The organism is Bifidobacterium sp. ESL0732, assembly GCF_029395535.1.
Taxonomy (GTDB): Bacteria; Actinomycetota; Actinomycetes; order Actinomycetales; family Bifidobacteriaceae; genus Bifidobacterium.
Genome location: NZ_CP113920.1, coordinates 1 through 20,798 on the forward strand (window position 1 = coordinate 1; position 20,798 = coordinate 20,798).

At 54.2% G+C, this 20,798-nt stretch carries 8 protein-coding genes and 1 pseudogene; all 9 read left to right on the forward strand.

What is annotated here, in order from left to right:
• Window positions 1–4: 4 nt before the first annotated feature.
• A complete protein-coding gene (dnaA, locus tag OZX70_RS00005) occupies window positions 5–1,924 on the forward strand; it encodes a chromosomal replication initiator protein DnaA (RefSeq protein ID WP_277180906.1) in 1,920 nt (639 codons plus the stop codon).
• A 6-nt stretch (window positions 1,925–1,930) separates the two neighbouring features.
• Window positions 1,931–4,060 carry a hypothetical protein gene (locus OZX70_RS00010; protein ID WP_277180908.1) on the forward strand — a complete coding sequence of 710 codons (2,130 nt, stop codon included), beginning with the start codon at window positions 1,931–1,933 and terminating at the stop codon, window positions 4,058–4,060.
• A gap of 338 nt (window positions 4,061–4,398) precedes the next feature.
• Window positions 4,399–10,662, forward strand: a complete 6,264-nt coding sequence (locus tag OZX70_RS00015) for a BspA family leucine-rich repeat surface protein (protein ID WP_277180910.1) — start codon at window positions 4,399–4,401, stop codon at window positions 10,660–10,662.
• A 271-nt stretch (window positions 10,663–10,933) separates the two neighbouring features.
• Complete coding sequence (locus tag OZX70_RS00020) at window positions 10,934–11,668, forward strand: response regulator transcription factor (protein ID WP_277180912.1); 735 nt, start codon at window positions 10,934–10,936, stop codon at window positions 11,666–11,668.
• The gene (locus OZX70_RS00025) at window positions 11,647–13,962 is read left to right on the forward strand and encodes a hypothetical protein (RefSeq protein WP_277180914.1); all 2,316 of its coding nucleotides are present in this window, start codon (window positions 11,647–11,649) and stop codon (window positions 13,960–13,962) included. The genes OZX70_RS00020 and OZX70_RS00025 overlap by 22 nt, the downstream gene beginning before the upstream one ends.
• Before the next feature lie 338 nt (window positions 13,963–14,300).
• On the forward strand, window positions 14,301–17,015 hold the full coding sequence (locus OZX70_RS00030) for a BspA family leucine-rich repeat surface protein (protein ID WP_277180916.1): 2,715 nt from the start codon (window positions 14,301–14,303) through the stop codon (window positions 17,013–17,015).
• Window positions 17,016–17,599: 584 nt separating this feature from the next.
• On the forward strand, window positions 17,600–18,721 hold the full coding sequence (gene dnaN, locus OZX70_RS00035; protein ID WP_277180918.1) for a DNA polymerase III subunit beta: 1,122 nt from the start codon (window positions 17,600–17,602) through the stop codon (window positions 18,719–18,721).
• A gap of 112 nt (window positions 18,722–18,833) precedes the next feature.
• Window positions 18,834–20,096, forward strand: a pseudogene (gene recF, locus OZX70_RS00040) (DNA replication and repair protein RecF); the annotation flags it as partial.
• A 65-nt stretch (window positions 20,097–20,161) separates the two neighbouring features.
• Window positions 20,162–20,659: a DUF721 domain-containing protein gene (locus tag OZX70_RS00045; protein WP_277180922.1), complete on the forward strand. Its 498-nt coding sequence runs from the start codon at window positions 20,162–20,164 to the stop codon at window positions 20,657–20,659.
• Window positions 20,660–20,798: the final 139 nt, after the last annotated feature.

The window sequence follows — 20,798 nt, forward strand, 5'->3', positions numbered from 1 at the left end:
CACCATGGCAGATGAGTCGAACGACCCTATAACCCAAGCCATACGGATTTGGGATGACGCCCTTGCGGTCTTGCGTCAGGATACTTCGATCACCCCACGCAGCAAAGGCTGGCTTGAAGGGGTCAAGCCTGAAGGCGTGTTCGGCCCGACCATTGTGCTCTGCGTGGCCAATACCGAAACCCAACAAGCCCTGCAAGGCGAACTCAACCATGCGCTGCTTGGCGCGCTGAAGCTCGCGACCGGCCATGACATGTTCCCCGCCTTTAAGATCGCGGAACCCGGGGCTGAAACCAACGGCCCTCAAAACGTGCAGGAAAACGTTCCTGAAAACAGCACTGCAAATAACAATACCGATTTTGCAGCACCAGAACAAAATACGACTTATCCGACATCGCAAAACTTCGGAAACAGGCCGACGAACCCCAGCCAGGTAGCGGGAAACAACGGCTTTGGCGCCGCTAATACGTCGAACGGAACCGGCGGGCAGAACGAACAGACCGGCCAAACCGGTTCCTACCAGCAGTACCAGCGCGAGACCAACGCCCCACATGCATCGCAGCTTTCCTTTGACGAACCGGATTTTGCAGGAAATCAGACTTCCGCAGCCAACAATGGCAACGATGCCAACTCCTTGGTCAATTCGAACGGGCAATCCCAGAACGTAGCGAACAATACGAATTTCGCGGGCGACCTTGGCAATCCCAACAACCCTGCGAACCAAGCACGCACATCGACATCGGCCCCGCAGCAATCGTCGTTCCCGGTATCGCATCCGTCGGGTTCACGGTCTACTGGCGGCGCAACCCAGTCGCTTCCGCAACCCGTTTCCCAACCCGTCCCGCAGTTTGAGGTGGACGACCAGAAAACCACGCGCGACCCGGAAACGCACCTGAACAAGAACGCGACCTTCGACACCTTCGTGCCCGGCGATTCCAACCGGTTCGCCCGCACGGTGGCGCTGGCAGTTGCCGAGGGCAGCGGCAAGGACTTCAACCCGCTGTGTATCTACGGCGGTTCGGGGCTGGGTAAGACGCACCTTTTGAACGCCATCGGCAACTACGCGCTGGTCAAGGACGCCGGCCTCAAGGTCCGTTACGTCACCAGCGAGGAATTCACCAACGAGTTCATCGAGGCGCTGCAGACCCCGAACCAGAGCCAGGGCCAGATCGCCGCATTCAACCGGCGCTACCGCGAGGTCGACGTGCTCCTGATCGACGACATCCAGTTCCTGGGCGGCAAGGAAGCCACGCTCGAGCAGTTCTTCCACACCTTCAACGCGCTCTATCAGGCCGGCAAGCGCATCGTCATCGCCTCCGATGTGGCGCCCAAGAACCTCAAGGGCTTCGAGGCCCGCCTGATCTCGCGCTTCGAATCAGGCCTGACCGTCGACGTCAAGCCGCCGGACCTCGAGACCCGCATCGCCATCCTGCGCATGATGGCTTCGATGAACCATTCCAACATCCCCAACGACGTACTTGACCTCATCGCCGAACGCTTCACGGAGAACATCCGCGAGCTGGAAGGGGCGCTGACCCGCGTCACCGCCGTGGCAAGCTTGAGCAACCAGCCGGTTTCGCGCGCTCTGGCCGAGCAAACCCTGCAGGACTTCTTCACCACCGACGTCGAAATCAAGCCGACCGACATCATCGGACAGGTGGCCAAATACTTCCACCTCACTTTCGACGACCTCGTCGGTCGCGCACGCACCAAGAACGTCGCGCTGGCACGGCAGATTGCCATGTATCTGGCCCGCGAGATGACCAGCATGAGCCTGGTCGACATCGGCGAGGTCTTCGGCGGCCGTGACCACACCACCGTGATGCACGCCTATACCCGCATCTCCAACGAGATGCAGGAAAAGCAGGAGATCTACAACTACGTCATGGAGCTGACCGTCCGCTTGAAGCAACACCCGGAAGGCTGAGCGGTCATGAAGCCGGTAGGGCATGTCATCAAAGGCGAACGCCCCACTGTGGTCGTATCGCTCATCACCGTCGCGATCGTCCTGATCATCAGCCTGTTCACTGGTCTGCTGACGCCCCCTGCCGCTGAAGGAATCACCGCCCTCATGCTGTCCGTGATTATGCTTTTCGGGCTGTTTTTCCCCTTGGCCGCACCCATGACGGCCATGGTCGCGGCAATGGGGGCGACACTGGCGGCAAGCGCCTCCCAGATACACAACGGTTATACGATCTCGACTTCTTTGCTGACGATTATCATAATCACGCTGATCGGCTCAGGCCTTATGTTGGGGTGTGAAAAACGGCGAAAAAAACTGGCTTCCATGTTGCCCCTAGCATTTACGGTCGCCGGAATGGGCAACATCTTCTACGACAATATCGTCGTCCAAGATGCCAACAGCCCCATGGCAACAGGGCTTTTCGGCATAGTCCTCCTGTTCCTCTCCCCCTGGCTGCTGGGCCGCCTCGCCATGCAACAGCAAGATATCCGCAAGGCGGCCCAGGCTGCAGATCAATTGCAACAAACCACGATGCAACTCGAGCAGGTGGAGCGCGGCCGCGAGATGACCAGAGCAATCCAGAATTCCGTTTCCAAAGAACTGAAGTCCATTATCCAACTGACGAGGATGCCCCAAGATCCAGCAGATACTGCCCGCGTGCAGATTTCCGAAGAATCGAAAAAAGCACTCAACGCAATACACAAAGTCATCAATCTCTTGGACAGCCAACAAGGCAGCGAGACGTCAAATCACTGCAGCAATACAATCAAGGGCCAAAGCCATGCAGCAAACACCGATACGCAGGTGGCGACGGCACGGCCGGTATCGTATAGACCAGCCGCAATCGTCCGCCGAATCCACGGATGGCACAAAAGGCAAAGAATGGCGCAATCCACCATCCGCATCAGCTCACAGCATGCAAACCGAGACATCACAAACGTATCGTCCACCGCCACCAACCGCATCCGGAGCGACAAATTGTCGACGACGGTCATAGCAATCGGCGTCGCACTGGTCACGGTGTCGGGAATCGCGGGCGACCCAGGAACCGTGCTTTCAACAACGGTGGGGCAAACCATCGTATCGGATTTGCTGCTACTTTCCGCAATGTTTCTGCCGACCGGCGGAGCCATCGCGGCTTTTGTCGCCAGCGGAATCTGCATCCTCATACCCGGAACCGCAAGAGCAGCGGTGTTCATATTGGCCATCGCCAGCGGGATATTGCTGGGATATTTACGACGCAACGAGACATGGGGCGTCGCGGTGTGCGCGGCGACGAGCATAGCACTTTATTACGGCTTTGCCATGATGGGCCGCGGCGGTATCGGCACCATATTGATGCTGGTGTTGATGTACATCAACCCTGTATTGATAGGACGCTTCTTCAGGATCCAGGAAAACCTGAACCAGACGATGCGCAACAATGAGAAACTGGAGACGAAAACCGCTCAGCTCGACAACGCACGTTACAACAGCATGCTTGCCGAAGCCATCCATGATTCCATCACCAACGAGCTCTCCTCGATCATTCTGCTCACCGACGATGTCGCCAAACCCTGGACCGCCCAGACTCTGCACACGGTGAATCGTAAGGCATCTGGCGCACTTGGCAACATCAATGAAGTGGTCAAGCTGCTCAACGGCGAGAAGAAGCAAACCGTGACGTCCGAGGCGAAGAGCCGCGACATACGCGAATGGTTGGTCAACCGCTGCGCCCAAGAGGATTCGTCGCTTCATGCGCTTGGATACTCCGGCATTTCAACAGTGCGCGGCGACTTGGTTGAGGGACGTAAAATCAACGCAAAGGCAGTGGAAACCGTCAATCGTTTGCTGTCCGAAATCTACACGAATATCATTCGCCACGCACGCTCCGGCATCGACGGTTATGTGGTTGTCGTCGAGCTCGGCGAAGGGCAGGTGCGCATCACTGAAACCAATGATTACAGTGATCCTGTTGCGGGTTTTACGCAGATCGCTCACGGCAAAGGTCTGGAACTGCATCAACAGTCTATCGAGGCTTTGGGCGGCACGATGGAGACCGTCGACGAAGACGGTTCATGGATCGTCAATTGCACTATTCCGCTTGTATTGACACAATAGCAACGGCATCTCTTACTTAAATTGTGATTTTTCTGTAAAATTTTTTCCAAACGACGAAAATTCAGGGGCGATTACAGCTATTAGCCATTTGTCACACAATTAGACAATTGTCCACTTGCCAAAAATAAAAATAGCGCTTTGTCTATCTTGATATTTTTTTTACGCTTTTAAACTATTCATCGGCTTAATTTATATCTATTTTCACATTGAATCCCGATAAACGTGAGGCAGATAATCTTACATATCGTAACGTTTTTTGTTTTACAAATGACCTGTCTCGCGCGCGAGAGAAAGGTTCCACGTCTCTGAAAATGACGCGGAATCAAGGAAGGAAGAAAATGAGAAAATCATGGAAAGCCGCGGTCGGTATACTGGCCGCGATCGCCACGTTGGGGGCACCGGCGATAGCCGATGCCAACAACATCCAGGGCTCTGACCCGGGGCAGTCACAAAGCCAGGCGACAAACACTGTAGGGACGCAAGCGGCCATACCTTGCGCAGGTACGAAGAGCAGACCAGCGGACGGCGGTTATGCTGGATGGCAGAAGACCGACGGCGCGGACGGCTGCACGATGACCTTCACGGCCGAAGGCGCAAACAATAAGATCAGATTCGATGCCGGCACCGAGAAGAGTGAAGTGACCGACGATGTACAACACGTCACCTTCTCGGGAACTACACCGACCAAACTCGACAACGTCTCAGCCACACAAGCCTTCAAGTTGAAACCTAATCTGCTGTCGTTCCGGAGCAACGGACTTGTGGATACATCTGACGTCACTAACATGTCATGGATGTTCTACGCCGACACCGCAATGACAAACATCGACCTCAGCGGCTTCAACACATCAAAAGTCACCAACATGGACACCATGTTCGGTATGGACGGCAAGCTGACAGATATCGACCTCAGCGGCTTCAACACATCAAAAGTCACCAACATGGACAGCATGTTCTCAGCCACTTACCATCTTCACAACATCACAGGGTTGGATAAGTTCGACACTTCCCGTGTAACTGACATGAGCCACATGTTCGTAGGTATAAATAGCTACAATCAGCAACCAGCAGATCTGGACTTGTCGCAGTTTAATACCGCGAATGTTGAAGACATGACCAGCATGTTCGAATCCAGCAAGGTGAAATACATCAAGGGTCTGGAAAATCTCAACACTTCCAAGGTGAAATTGATGACCGGCATGTTCACAGCAAACGTAGTGCTGAACAAGCTGGATCTTTCGAAGTGGAACATGATCCATGTCAGTTCTCCGATTAGCCTTCCCGATAACCTTAAGCAAATCACCACTGGCCCGGAAACGAGTCTGAAGGCCTTAAGCTTCAAAGATTCTTCCAGCAAGTGGGCACAGGCATTGCCTGGTTCAGCCGACCATGACACCTTCTACAGCCCTGATGCATTGGCGTCACGAGTTGATAGCCACAATTCCGGTACTTTTGGTACGTACGTCATTAAGCAGCAACATACTCTCACCCTGCAAAGCGACAAACAAGACGGATACACACTGGCTGGCTCGATGGCTCCGATACAGAGCGACGGTTATGACGGAGACACCACACCAGACGGCTCGACCTATGGCCCGCGCTACCAGACTGTCAATATCCCCAAAAACGAATTCTCCGTCCAGTACACAGACCATGTCGACACTAAAGACTTCACGTTCAGCGGGTGGTCCGACGGCAACGGCAAGACTTACAACGTCGGTGAAGCAGTCGACATGAACTCCGGCGACAAGACCCTTAAGGCACAATGGACCAAGAACCGTGATTCCCGCGGCCTGCATAATGACTACAACGAGGATAAATCCCTCACTCAGGGGGCATACACCGAGAAAACCTGGCAAGAATTCCAGAATGCTCTGAACGCGGCCAAGAATGTGCTCAGCGACGGCAGCAAGAATCAGAATGCCGTTGACACGGCTCGAACTAACCTTAAGAACGCGAAGGACAAGCTGCAGCTGAAAGCCGGCAAAGAGGGACTTCGGGTGCTCATAAACCAAGCAAACCAGCTGAAAGAGAGTGACTACACCAAGGACACTTGGAAAAAATTGCCTGGTGCCAAAGATACAGCACAAACGGTTCTGGACGATGTAAACGCTACGGATCAACAAGTCAGCAATGCATTCGATACGCTGAACAATGCCATTACTGGTCTGAAGAAGAAAGCTAATTTCACCGCTCTCAACAATGCCATCACCGAAGCGAACAAGTACAAGCAGGACGACTACACGCCTAATTCGTGGACACCGCTTGAAACAGCTCTCGGAAACGCAAAGGATGCCGTTGCCAACAAACAGGAAACCGCTTCGCAAGACGATGTCGATGCCCTCACGGCAGCGTTGAACAAGGCGATGAACAAGCTACAGGAGCGCGCAGATAAAACTGATCTGCAAAACTTGCTCAGCGAAATCGCCGGAATGGACTCAAAGAAGTTCACGCCGGGCCCTTGGAAAGCCCTCCAGGACGAGGTGACCAAGGCCAAGGCCGTCAATGACAACCTGAACGCCACTGACGCGCAAGTCGCTGCGGAAACCACAAAGCTCTCCGCGCTCAAAGACAAGCTGGTGAACAAGCCCGACAGGACTGAACTCAACAACCTGATTAACGAAGCCCAGCAAAACTATCCTTCGAGCGACCAAAAGAATTGGTCGAAAGATACTTGGACTCCGTTGCAAGATGCGCTTAACAACGCCATAACCGCCAACAAGGGCGAAGGCGAGAACGCCAACCTCACGCAGGACCAGATCAACGCCAAGAGTTACGCTCTGAGACTTGCGATGGGCGCTATGAAGCCCAGTGCTTGGAAGATCGCGCTGGATCGTCTCAATGGCTTGCTGGCCAAGGTTCCTGCAAGCAAGGACCCCTACACACCGAGTTCATGGGGTGGAATGACCGACGCCAAAGAAAAGGCCCAGAAGGTGCTTGCCGACCAGAAGGATCTTTCGAATCCCACGGACGCAAATGTAGTTGACCTGAACGCGGCATACAACTTGTTGGAATTCAAGCTCAATGCGTTGAAGGCCAAAGCCAACAACGATGCGTTGAAGCAACTGCTGAACGACGCCCGAACCCAATTCCCCGCCGCAGACAAGGACAAGTACACGCCCAGCTCCTGGAAGGGACTGTGGGGTGATGGAACAGCAGCCGACAGGGGCCCGATTTACAATGGTTCGCTCACTGCCATTGACGATGAGGCCACGGACGCACAAATCCAGAAAGCCATCACAGACCTGAACAAGGCCGTGCTGGGCATGAAGGAGCGCGCCGACAAGTCGCTGCTGCAGTCCGCCATCAACAGCACCTCCGGGCTCAACAAGCTCGATTACACCAATGACACTTGGCAGGCCTTGCAGGACGCGCTCACCGCGGCCGACAAGACCAACAAGGATCCTGAAGCCAGCCAGACGAAAGTCAACAGCGACACCGCCAATGTCAATAAGGCACTGCAGGGACTCAAGCACAGCGACCGCTGGGAACTGATCAACAAGATCGAGCAAAGCATTGCCGCCGCTCCGAAGTCAGATAACATCTACACGCCGAATTCCTGGAAGGATATGACGGACGCTATCGCCGCCGCAGAGGGCAAGGTCGAACAGACCGAACCCGATGTCGCTTCCAACAAGGACCTGCAGGCTGCACTGACCGCGCTGAACAAGGCCAAAGACAATCTGAAGCCCAGGGTGGATCGCAGCAACCTAACCGCTTTGATCAACAGAGCCCAAACCAAGTATCCTTCTGGTGATAACTACACCAATGATTCCTGGGCTGCTCTACAAGATGCGATCAACAAGGCCAAGGACATTAATGACAACTCTTCTGCAGCCGATATCAACAAGGCACAGAACGATTTGCTCAACGCCATGGACGGTATGAAGGAGAAGGGCGACAAGGGCGCTCTCAATACTGCCATCAGCAATGTGCCCGCGGACAAGGACAAGGACAAATACACCAAGCCTACCTGGGATGCTTTGCAAGAAGCCATCAACCACGCCAAGGAAATCGCCGGCAAGCCTGATCCCTCCAAGGATGAGGTGAACGGAGCCATCGACGGCATCAGCAACGCCATCAACAAGCTCAAGCCAAGCAAGACTGCTCTTGAAGAAGCCATCAACAAGGCCAAACAGGAGACGCAGCCCGGCTATACCGATGATTCCTGGCAAGCTCTACAAAGCGCACTTGCTAACGCCACAGCCGTGGACAAGGACGATACCGCTTCTGCATCCATCATCGGCTCGGCACTCGATGCCCTGAATGATGCGATGAGCAAGCTCAAGGTCGACAAGTCCAAGTTGGAAGCAGACATCGCCTTGGTCAAAGGTAAGGATAAGAACGGCTTCACCGCTGACTCCTTGCAAGCACTGAAAGATGCGCTGGACAAGGCAGCCGCCGTGGTTGCCAATCCTGAAGCCAGCAAGTCCGACGTCTTAACTGCCGAGAATGATCTGAACAACGCGCTCGCCGGCCTCGTGGCTGACAAGTCCGCACTACAAACTGCCGTGAACCAGGCTGAGGATAAGCTCAACAAGGACAAGACGGACGGCAAGTACACCCCAACGAGCAAGGACAAGGTACAGCAGGCCATCAATGCAGCCAAGGTGGTTCTTGAGGACAACAATCCTACCAAAGACCAAGTCAACAAGGCCAAGCAGGATCTGCAAAACGCCTTGGACAACCTCGTTGAAAAAGGCAACAAGAAGCCGCTGCAGGACCTGTACGACAAGAACAAGGACAAGAATAAGGCCGACTTCGACCCGACGGATACGAGTCTGTGGCCCGCGTTCCAGAACGCATTGACACATGCCGAAGAAGTTCTCGGCAATCCGGATGCAACCGAATCGGACGTGAACGCCGCTTTGGCTGACCTTGCGACTGCCATCAACAACCTTGTGCCCAACGGCCGTGGAGACCTCGTTGACGATGTCAACGCTACCAACATGGACGAGAACAAGAACAAGTACACCGCCGACTCTTGGAAGCCCGTGCAGGCCGCCATCGACCACGCCAAAGACGTGATCGACAAGACACCCGCACCCTCCAAGGCGGACGTCGACCAGGCCAAGCAACAGCTCGACCAGGCCAAGCTCGGCCTCGTCGCCAAGGGCGATCACAACGCCCTAGATGAGTTGATTAGCCAAGCCAAGGACGAGCTCGACAAGGGCAAGGACAAGTACACTCCGAACAGCAAGGACAAAGTCCAGGATGCCATCACCGCAGCTACCAAGCTACCTGCTGATGCCACTCAGGATCAAATCGACAAGGCCAAGCAAGATCTGCAGAACGCCTTGAACGGTCTGACCGAGATTCCTGACAAGAGCACGCTGCAGGACCTGTACAACAAGAACCAGGCGAAGCAAGAAGCTGACTTCGATCCCGCTAACTGGCCAGCGTTTACCGCCGCAATGCAGCAAGCTAACAAGGTGCTTAACGACAAGAACGCGACCCAGAAAGACGTGAACAAGGCGCTTTCCGACCTTATCACCGCCGTCAGCAACCTCACACCCAACGGTCGCCAAGACCTCGCCAACGAGATCGACGCAATCAGTAAGGACAAGGGCAAGTACACCGACGAGTCATGGAAGCCCGTGCAGGCCGCCATCGACCACGCCAAAGACGTGATCGGCAAGACGCCCGCACCCTCCAAGGCAGAGGTCGACCAAGCCAAGCACCAACTCGATGACGCCAAAGGCAACCTCGTCGCCAAGGGCGATAAGACGGTTCTGGACGAAATCATTAAGCAAGCCAACAAGCAGATTCCAAACCAATCGAAGTACACGGAAGATTCTTGGAAGCATTTCGCCCAAGCACTTGCAGATGCGAAGAAGGTGCAGAGTGACCCGAACGCCGTTCAGGCTGTCATTGACCAAGCCTGGAAGAACCTGATCGACGCTGTGACCAACCTTCAGCCAACGAATGCTGGTTCCAACACCGGTAACGGTGGTTCCGGCAATGGCGGTTCCGGCAACGGCGGTTCCAGCAACGGCGGTTCCAGCAACGGCGGTAACGGCGGTTCCGGTTCCAACGGTGGCAACGCTGGCAACGGCGGCAACGGCGGAAACGGCGGTAACGGCGGAAACTGGTCCGGTAACGGTGGTTCCGGTAACGGCGCAGGCAACGGCGGACAAGGTGTTTTGGTTGCAGGTCGCTCCCCGATTTATCTCTATCGTGGACTGCCATACGGGACTTTTGGCATGAACGGTGCCAATGGCGTGAATCCGAATGCAACCGACGGTTCGAACACGAACTCCTCCGACGGATCCAACGGTTCCAGCAATCGTGATTCCATGAAGGACTCCAATAGCGGCAGCAAGTCCAAGCGAGGCGGCTCCAAGGTCTGTGTGAACAGCGATGGCGACATCGTCGAGATGTCTGCATGGACAACCTCGGATGGCAGCGTCGATATGGCAAAGATCCCTCGTTGCGAAACAGCAGTCGCCACCCCTGCTACGAAGACCTCACATGGGTTCAACTGGCTGTGGCTCCTGTTGCTGGTACTCATCGTCGCGGCGGTTTGCTTCGGCGTTTGGTATGCACGCAACCGTGAGTCCGAGAACGGAGAACCCACTGCCCAGCATCGTACGGAAGTCTGATGCCAGCAACCTGGTGACGGTCTGCGTGTCCCCAGATACGTCACCCGTGTGAATTCGTCCCATCGAACCAACCATTCGGTGGGACGAATTCGTATTTCAAAAACAACGACAAAATGGCTTAAAACCGACTATAATAGTCTATTGGAATAAGGGAAATCGGTTTAAAAGGATTGACGATTCTGTTTATCGTTTTCCGTTTTACATTTCTATAAACACTGTATAAGCATGCCATACTTACACAACGGAACAGAGAACACAAAGGAAGTGCACGATGTATAGCAGTACAGGGGATACCTCCGTCCGACAAGATGACGTCCTCGCGTCCCAGAATGTGCACAACAAGGCCGGCAGGACGCGACCATTACGTATCGCCGTCACCGACAATGACAACTTCGCCCTGATGACGCTCGCAAATCTTCTGCCGCATACCGTGCCCGACTCCATCGTGATATGGAGCTCCACATCGGCCACCGACACCATTGCCAAAGCAACGGAACCCGCCTCGATGCCCGACATACTCATTCTCGACATGTCGCTGAGTTCGACCTATACCGGCCCTGAAGTCTGCCACGCCATTCGCAAGGTAACACCGAAGGTGAAAGTGCTGGGCATCACCTCTTACTCATTGGAACATTACGCGGCGGATCTGGCCGATGCGGGCGCACAAGGTCTGGTCTCCAAATCGGATATTCCCCAACTCCAGACGGCATTGCAGGCCATCTCGCAGGGCAACATCTATTCGGTATTCAACGACGTTCATTTTTCGAGCGCCCAAGAGGCATACAACCGCATAAGCCGGGAACCTTCAAACGACAAGGTCCAACTGACGGAACATGAGAAGAAAATCATGGATCTGTTGGCACAGGGCAAACGATACAAGCAGATCGCTGACGAAATGGAAATCAGCGAATCGTCCATACGCACCGGCGCACATCGCGCGATCAAAAAGCTAGGTGCTTCCACGTTGAGCCAGGGCGTAGGTGTATGGATGTTGGAACACAAGTGAACAAAGCAGGCGACACCTCGATGGATGGCCGCTCGTCAGCGGCTTTCACCATCAAGGATGCTCTGCGGTTCATAAGTGAGAAACTCAGGCACGGCATCAAGGCCGAGCCACCCGTCATCGCAGTAACGGTCTGCGGCACCATTGTTCTTTTGGCTGTAAGCATATTCGGCGACCTATTCGCTTCCGCCGAATCTGCCGGAATTGTCGTTATCATACTCATAGCGGCATTGCTCAGCAGCCTGTTCGTGCCGACAATCGGTGCTATAGCTTCGTTTCTGGCAGCACTTTTCAGCATATATGTTTCGTATGGACTCCAGCAACAAGGTAATGACACCATTGCGAATTTTGTGCTGACCGATGTACTGGTGATGCTGATCGCTTCCGAGCTGATGTTGGGGTATCTCAAACGCTGGAAAAAACTGGCGTGTCTGATGCCGATTTCGTTGGCAATCGCCATCATCATCACGCTCGTCAGCGATAATGCGGCACCCGGAAAACCAAGATATGCGATGGACAGCGGGCTGCTCGGCGTGATGTTGGTAATCATTTTCCCCTGGATTCTGGGCATGATTGCCAGACAGCAGAGCGATATGCGCGGCACCATGCGCAAGGAGGACGAACTGCGTCGGGCCACCATACGGCTCGAGGCGACGCGTCAGAACCGCCGAATGGCGGCAACTCTGCACAACAAGGTCATGGAAGAGCTGAAATCCATCAACGTGTTTGCCGGCCAAGCCGAAGCACTGACCGCCGACGGGCGCCAACGCATCGCAGGAGAAGCGAAAAAGGCACTGAACGAGATGCATCAGGTCATCAATCTCTTCGATGAGATTTCCGACGCCGGTGAGCCGATTGGCAACGGGACAGCGACATACGGCAAGGTGGCGCGAATAGTGCATCTCCTGCGCATGCCAAGAATCAAGGAAAAACGCGAAAATCCGGCGCGACAAGGGGTGCCGACGACATCGCGAACGGCAACGCATACCGTCTTGCAACACAGGCCCATATCCAATAGGTGCAAGGCCTCAGCCGACATTCATGACGCCGTCGCGCCGGCCACGGAAACCACCCACGGACCACGCACCGAAACAAACCGCAAAATAACCGCTAAAACAAACGGCAAAGTCAGTCACAGCCTTCGTCTTGACCGGTTTACGGCACCCACCATCGCCATCAGCCTGACGGCAATAATCGTCTCGACATTCATACCCTCCCCCTATGCTCCGTCGCTCTCGCTGCCGATGACCGCGCTCATGGCGTTGCTATCGCTGCTCATGGTGTTCCTGCCGACCGCAGGCGCGGCAATCGCGTTCATCGTGGCCGTAAGCCTCATCATGATACCGGGAATCCCTCATGTGGCCGCCTACATCATGACCGTCTGCAGCGGCATCCTGCTGGGCTATTCGCGGCGCGGCCGGCATTGGAGCCTCTGGTTGTGCGTGGCCATGACCGTGGTGTTTCTTGGCGATCTCATCCTGGTCGAACACGACATATTGGCCCGCATACTGACCATGGCACTCCTTACTCTTGCCCCATGGAAAATCGGACGGTATGCCAGACGTCAACAGGGGCTGAACCATGCGGCATGGATCAACAGCCAGTTGTTGACGAAAACGACCCAGCTCAACAAGGAACACTACGATGGCATACTTGCCGAGGCCATCCACGACTCCATCACCAACGAGCTTTCCACCATCATTTTGCTCACCGACGACCCAAACAGGAAATGGACGAACCAAACCTTGCAACTGGTGGGTCGCGCGGCTCAGGATGCGTTCGACAACATCGGAGAGGTCATCGATCTGCTCAACGGCACCGGCAACACACCCAACGAGTTCAATGACGCCACCCGCGATGTTCACGGATGGCTGGTCGCACGGCTCGCCCACGAGGATTCGTCGCTTCACGCCCTCGGCTATACCGGGATATCGCAGGTGCGCGGCGGCCTGGGTAAAGGCGAAAAGGCGAATATGGAGTCCATAGGGATGGCGAACCACCTGCTTACCGAGATCTATACCAACATTGTTCGGCACGCAAGCCCTGGTATCGACGGTTATGCGCTTGTCGCCGAACTCGAAAACGGATGGCTGCGCATCACGGAAACAAACGATTGCAGCGGTTCGGGCCTCGAACTCAAGGGAGTGGAACACGGCAAAGGACTTGGGTTGCATAAGGATTCGGTGGAAGCCATGGGTGGCACGTTCGAGACGGCGGCCGAAGACGATTCGTGGATTGTCAATTGCACCATTCCGCTTGCAACCAAGCAAAAAGACCATTCAAAGGTTGGACAATAGTAAAGATATGGTGAATTTTAATTTCTCAACATTGAGAACGTATCGCAGTGCGGATTTTCTCCGTTTTCTTGATAAATAGACAAACGTCTACCGGATATAGATATTTGTCTACAAATTGAAAACAAAAAGTAGCGAACTGTCTATTACCTCGTTGCAAAACGTCATAAAAAGCCCGGAATCCCCCTAAAAACATCACTCTGCCGGCACATTACACTATGCATCAGAAGCTCGAGGATCTAAGGCAATACAATATAATATTTATTTGTAATACTCACAGGTCGTAACAGGTGAAATCAAAGATGTCATGCGCCAAGTGGGAAGAACGACGAAGGAAGTTCATGAAGAACAATTGGAAAGCCGCGATCGGCGCGCTGGCGGCAATCGCCTCACTGACGGCACCTGTGCTGGCCAACGCCGACGGAATCGACACAGGTTCCGGCGAGACGCATTCCCAAGTCCACGTTCAGGACACTCTCCAACCAATACCTTGTGTCGCACCATTCTCCGCCCCGGCTACTGACGGGCATGCCGGATGGCGAAAATCCGACACTTTTGAAGGCTGCACCCTGACCGTCAAAGCCGAGGGCACCAACAACGCGATGCCCAATGCCGTGAGCAACGAGGTGCAGCATGTCACCTTCGCAGGCCCCTCCAAGACCGTATTCAGCGATACTACTAGCCTCAATCTCAGCTCCAAACCCAACCTGGTGACATTCACGAGCGCGAGTCTGGTGGACTCCTCGCAGCTGACCGACATGGCCTTCCTCTTTATGGGCGATACAGCGCTTCAACGCATCGACCTCGCCGGCTTCAACACCAGCAACGTGACCAACATGAACAGCATGTTCGCCAGCGATATCGCCCTTCAATACCTTAATATCAGCAACTTCAGCACCACAAGCGTCACCGATATGGGAAACATGTTCTACGGCAATGTATCCATGCGAGATCTTGACCTGAGAATGTTCATTACTCTCGGCGTCACCAACATGCAGAACATGTTTTACGGCGACCATCTCCTCAATCAACTGAACCTCAGCAGCTTCGATACCAGCAGCGTCAAAAATATGCAGGGCATGTTCGCCGGACTCAACAGCGGAAACAACACGCCCATGGATCTCAACCTGTCCACTTTTGACACCGAAAACGTGGAAAACATGGACAGCATGTTCGCGAACGCCAACGTAAGCAACATCGAGGGCCTCAGCGCGTTCAGGACCGGCAAGGTGAAGTACATGCACAACATGTTCGCGACGAGCCCTCTGACCACACTGGACCTGACCACCTGGGACATGACCAAAACCGAGATTTCTCCAGGATCTCCATTGCCACCGGGCCAGGCCGCCCCCACCCCGATTACACTTCCTGCCAACCTCACCCAACTGACCGTCAGTTTGACAACTCGTTTGGGCAGTGACAGTTTTCCTGTCGCCGCGACCGGATTCACCTGGACACAGGTGACCAGCCCATATGTCAGCTTCGACCACGATGCGTCATACACCACCTCCCAGCTAATCGACCACGTCAATGCGGCCTCTACCGATGTGAAGGGCACTTACCTCCGGCAAATAAAGCGCGTTGCGCTGCTGGACAACGAGGCACCAGAAGATGGATATTCGTCGACCACCGCACCATCGACTGCGCCAAATCCGCTGGTCGCCCTCGGATATAATGCTGACGCTAACCTGCCCGACGGGGACGGGGGAACAGCGTATGTCGCCAATCGTGAAATGAAAGTCACGCTTCCCGGCAACACCATCACCTACTCCAACGGAGGCCACGAGACCAAAGACTTCACCTTCGTAGGCTGGAAGGACGCGGTGGCCAACAGGATCTACCCCGCAGGCGATACCGTCACCCTTACCGCGGATAGCGTGACACTGAAAGCCAACTGGAACAGGAACAGGGATTCCAGAAGTCTCAACGACGAATACATTGTCGATTCCGGCATAACGAATGACCATTATTACACCAATGCCACGTGGAACGCGTTCCAGACGGCCCTGAACGCCGCGGGGAACGTGCTCGCCGACGGCAGCAAGGGGCAAACCAACGTCGACACGACTCTCGCCAACCTCTGCGATGCACGATCAAAACTTGACAAGTCCCCTTTGCAGATACTGGTCGACCAAGCCGGCAGACTCACTCAAAACGACTACACCAGCGACTCATGGAATAGCCTGCAGCACGCCCTGACAGCCGCAAAAAACGTACTCGACAACCACAACTCGACTCAAGATGAAATATCCGCAGCCGTCAGGAACCTGACACAAGCCATGAAAAGTCTGGTACGCCAAAACCACAACGGCCATGACAAAACCGTATTAAGCGATACCATCAAAGAGGCTGAGAACAAGAAACGAACAGGCAATAAAGACGGTAGATACGATGAAACGGCCTGGAGAAATTTCCTTGGCGCCCTGGATCTCGCGGAAGATACGCAGAACGACTCGAACACCACCCAAGACATCATCGACAACGCCTGGCAGCATCTGATCGACACTATCGCCGGCCTTGAGCCAACGCCGTCTGGCAGTGACTCGGGCATCACCAGCGATAGTGAACATAGCAACACCGAAGGCAAAAAAGAGGAAAACAGCAGCCATAACGGCAAGGATGATACAGTCAAAAACGCAAAAGATAAAGGCAATGGATCTTCGGCCGACAGCGACAAGAAGTCAGACGGCTCATCGAACGGCAACAACCAAGATTCACCATCGTCGTTACAACGCCGACAGGTGCCGTCGCCGTCCGGCAAGAAGCAATCGACAAATGTCGACGAATCCAATGACTTCAACGGTGCAATCCTCAACGCACGCAGCAATGATACGCAGCCTTCTCTGCACGGCTCCCAAAATGGCAATCAAAACAGTGATGCGCACCATCGTCAAAGGGACAAGACCACAGCCGGCGCAAGGAGCGCCTCATCAAGGCATCCCGCTGCTTGGTCATGGATGATTGGGCTTGTGCTTATCATCACGATTGCATGCCTTATAGCAGGGTACCTTTACACCTGCAAGAGGAAAAACAACGCAACAAGCAGTGACGAGTAATCGGCACACGAATATACAAGAAACATGCGATTTTGCGCAAAAAAATAGTTTACACTGTTTAACGTTTTTCGCTCAGTCGTCATTCTTTCGTTTTCGTGCACGCGTTCAAAAAAGAGCATCTGAGAGAAGGCCGTAGAGACCGAAATTGACACTGTTTTTACCTTATCCACTGAGCGACACACCGACTGTGGAAAGAAATTCAGGAAAATTTATCCACATAGTTATTCACAAATGGGGGTAAACTCGGCGGATAAGTCGTGGATACCACCGATAAACCCTGTGGAAAAGTCGTGGACGACTCTTCAAAAAGTGTGGACAGAAAAAGCGCGAAACCTCTGCGGTGGATAACTTAACGTTTTATCCACAATTCCTCTCTTAGTTATCCACATGCTCTCATGCTGTGGATAACGCTGTTCGTAAGTGGTTTAAGAGGTTATCCACATATTCACCGTGCTTATTATCCTGATTACTAGAACAAACTTACGTTTCATCATTGTCAGCGACGCGAACAAGTTGAATCTGTATCTCACGATAAAAAGAAGCAACTAGAATAGAAACCAGTTATCACCCAAAGTAGGAGCATTATGAAAGTCGAAATCAACTCCACCGCACTTGCGGACGCGGTTGCATGGACTACCCGTGTCATCGACGCACGACCTGCCAACCCGATTCTTGCCGGCATCAAGCTCGAAGCCGCAGACGGAACTTTGCAACTTTCCGCCTTCAACTATGAGATTTCCGCCCGCCACCACATCGAAGCGGGCGTCGACGAAGCCGGAAAAGTGCTGGTTCAAGGCAAACTGCTCGCCGATATCACCAAGTCGCTGCCGCAGGAAAAAGCCTATCTTTCCACCACCGAGACGACACTAACCATTACCTCGGGCAAGTCGACATTCAACCTGCAGCTCATGCCGGAATCCGAATACCCGGATCTCCCCGAAGCCCCGGCCATGCTCGGCCAGGTTGATGCGCCGACTTTTGTTCAGGCGGTTTCACAGGCTTCGGTCGCAGTCTCCCACGAGGAAAATCGTCCGGTTTTGACCGGTGTTCGTATCCAGTTCAACGGCGAGAAAGTCGTGATGACCTCGACGGATCGCTTCCGTCTCTCCCGTTCCAGCTTCACCTGGACCCCGCAGGACAACGATTTGGAAACCGAAACGCTCGTTCGCGGCTCGCTGTTGCGCGATGTGGCTCGAGCAGTTGACGAACACCAAAATGTCGTTATCGATTTCAACCCGGAAAGCCCGTCATTGCTTGGTTTTGAGAATGCCGGACGCGTTTCGACCTCGCAGCTCATCGACGGTGAATTCCCCGCGGTCGATAGGCTGTTCTCCGATGAATACCCGATTGAGGCTGTTATTTCCAAGGAAGCGCTGCTCGGCGCTATCAAACGTGTGGCACTAGTCGCGGAACGTAATGCACCGATTCGTATGGTATTTGAAGGCCAGACCTTGACGCTTTCCGCGGGAACCGCCGACGAATCCCAGGCCAAGGAAGTGCTCGACATCGACATGGACGGCGAAAATATCACTGTCGCTTTCAACCCTTCATACCTGATTGAAGGCTTGAGCGCGATTACCGAGCCGTTCGTGCGGATGAAGATGACCACCGCCGTCAAGCCGGTCGAGTTCAACGGGCAACAAGAAGCAGATTCCGATGAATCGATGGATTATCGCTATCTGCTCGTGCCGATGCGGTTCAACTGATTTCTTGAAGTATGAAATTTATCTTACGATGTTCACTAATTTAGTTGCACATCGTAAGATATTTTTCTTTTAAGGTTTATTGTTATCCAAAAAGACAAGGTAAGGGGTTCGGGTGTATATCTCGCGGCTGGCGCTTGACCATTTCCGTTCATGGTCGCACCTTGTCGTCGATTTCACGTCCGGGGTGACCATCCTCAAAGGCGCGAACGGACTGGGCAAGACCAACATCGTGGAAGCCGTCGAAGTGCTTTCCACCGGTTCCAGCCACCGCGTCTCCAGTTCGTTGCCGCTAATCGAACGAGGCGAAACCAAGGCGACCATTCGTGCCAATGTTGATGAAGATGATGAGACTGAGCCGGTTTTTGTCGAAGTCGAAAGTGATGTTCATCAAGCTGCCGAGAATGAGGGAGCCAATAAAACCGGCGAGAACGCTGGAAATCAGAACCCTGTCGCCGAGAATACGACTCGTGAAACCACTTATGAGGTGACCATTGCTGCGCGGGGAGCCAATCGAGGGCGCATCAACGGCGGGAATTCGCTCTATATGCGCGATATCGTCGGCAAGGTGCCCAGCGTCTCGTTTACGCCTGACGACCAACGATTGGTGGCGGGCGATCCGGCCGGAAGACGCGGATTTCTTGACCAAGCAGGATCGTTGTTGATTCCCGGTTATGCCGCCAATCTTTCCAATGCCAACAAAATCGCCAAGCAGCGGGCTACGCTTTTGAAGCAACTTGGACAACGCGGCGAACCTGCCGATGCGCAGAATGCCGCACTTAACGGGCTGGAAATATGGACTGGGCAGTTCATTGGTGTTGGGGTTACTCTGACCCGTGCCCGCGCCGGATTGATTGAACATTTGGCTGGGCCTTTTTCACGCATTTATGACGAACTTGCCGGCAAACCGCAGCACGCAGGGTTGGAGTACGCACCTTCATTCGAGGAAGTGCTCGATTTCGAGCAGCCGGAACCGGAGATCAGCAAGCATTACCAACGGTTGTATGCCGGCGAAATCGCACGTGGGCGCAACCTTATCGGTCCGCACCGCGACGATATGACCTTGACACTTGACGGCATGCCCGCCCGCGAATTCGCCTCCAACGGCGAGATGTGGACCATGGCGCTGGCTTTGAAAATGGCGTTGTTCAACGAAATCGTTGAAGTACAACAGGTCAAACCCATTGTCATTTTGGATGATGTCTTTGCACAGCTTGACGAAACCCGGCGGCGGCAGATCCTCGACTTTGCATTACAACAGGATCAGGTGCTGATTACCGTAGCTGCGGCTGGCGATATCCCGCTGAACGTCGCGGAATCCGGTAAGGCGACCATTGTAGACGTGGCCGATCTTAAGGCTGGTGCGGAAGACGAGAACGCGAATCTGGTGGCGCAACTGCAGGCCGCGCGGGAAAACAGTAAAGACAACGACGGAGCGGAATCATGAAACCGCCGATTGCCGAACAACTGCATCTCGACCAACGTAAGCTGCCTGCGGAAGTCTTCAATCGGCTCTCTTCCCGCGCCGGCGCACGCAAGGAGTGGAAGTCGCGCGAAGAGAACGCGTGGAACAACTTCGGCAAACCCGGACGCGACCCGGGCAAGCTTGGCGGGGTCCTGTCCGTTATCGCCACCGACGGCGACTGGACCCCACACCTGAAGCTCGCGCAACTGCGCAATCACTGGGATCAGGTGGTCGGGCCGGCCATTGCCGGCCATTCCGTGGTCACCGATTTCCGCGACGGCGTACTCACCATCAACACCGAATCCAACGCTTGGGCCACACAGCTGACCTATCTCATTCCTCAGCTCACCACAACCATCCGTCAGCGGCTCAAGGGTCTGGAAATCCGCGAAATCCGCGTCACCGGTCCACAATCGCACAACTTCAGGCATGGGGCCGGTGGCCGGCGTTATCCGAATCGCTATATGCGTCGCTGATCAGTGGCGATTGGCAACAGTCGGGCAATGAAGTCACATATTCAAACAACACATATTTACAACAGAAAATGTAACTGATATTGATTCGTTCCGTGGAATCTGCCTGCTATTATCTAGTGTAATAAAATTCAATCTTTCG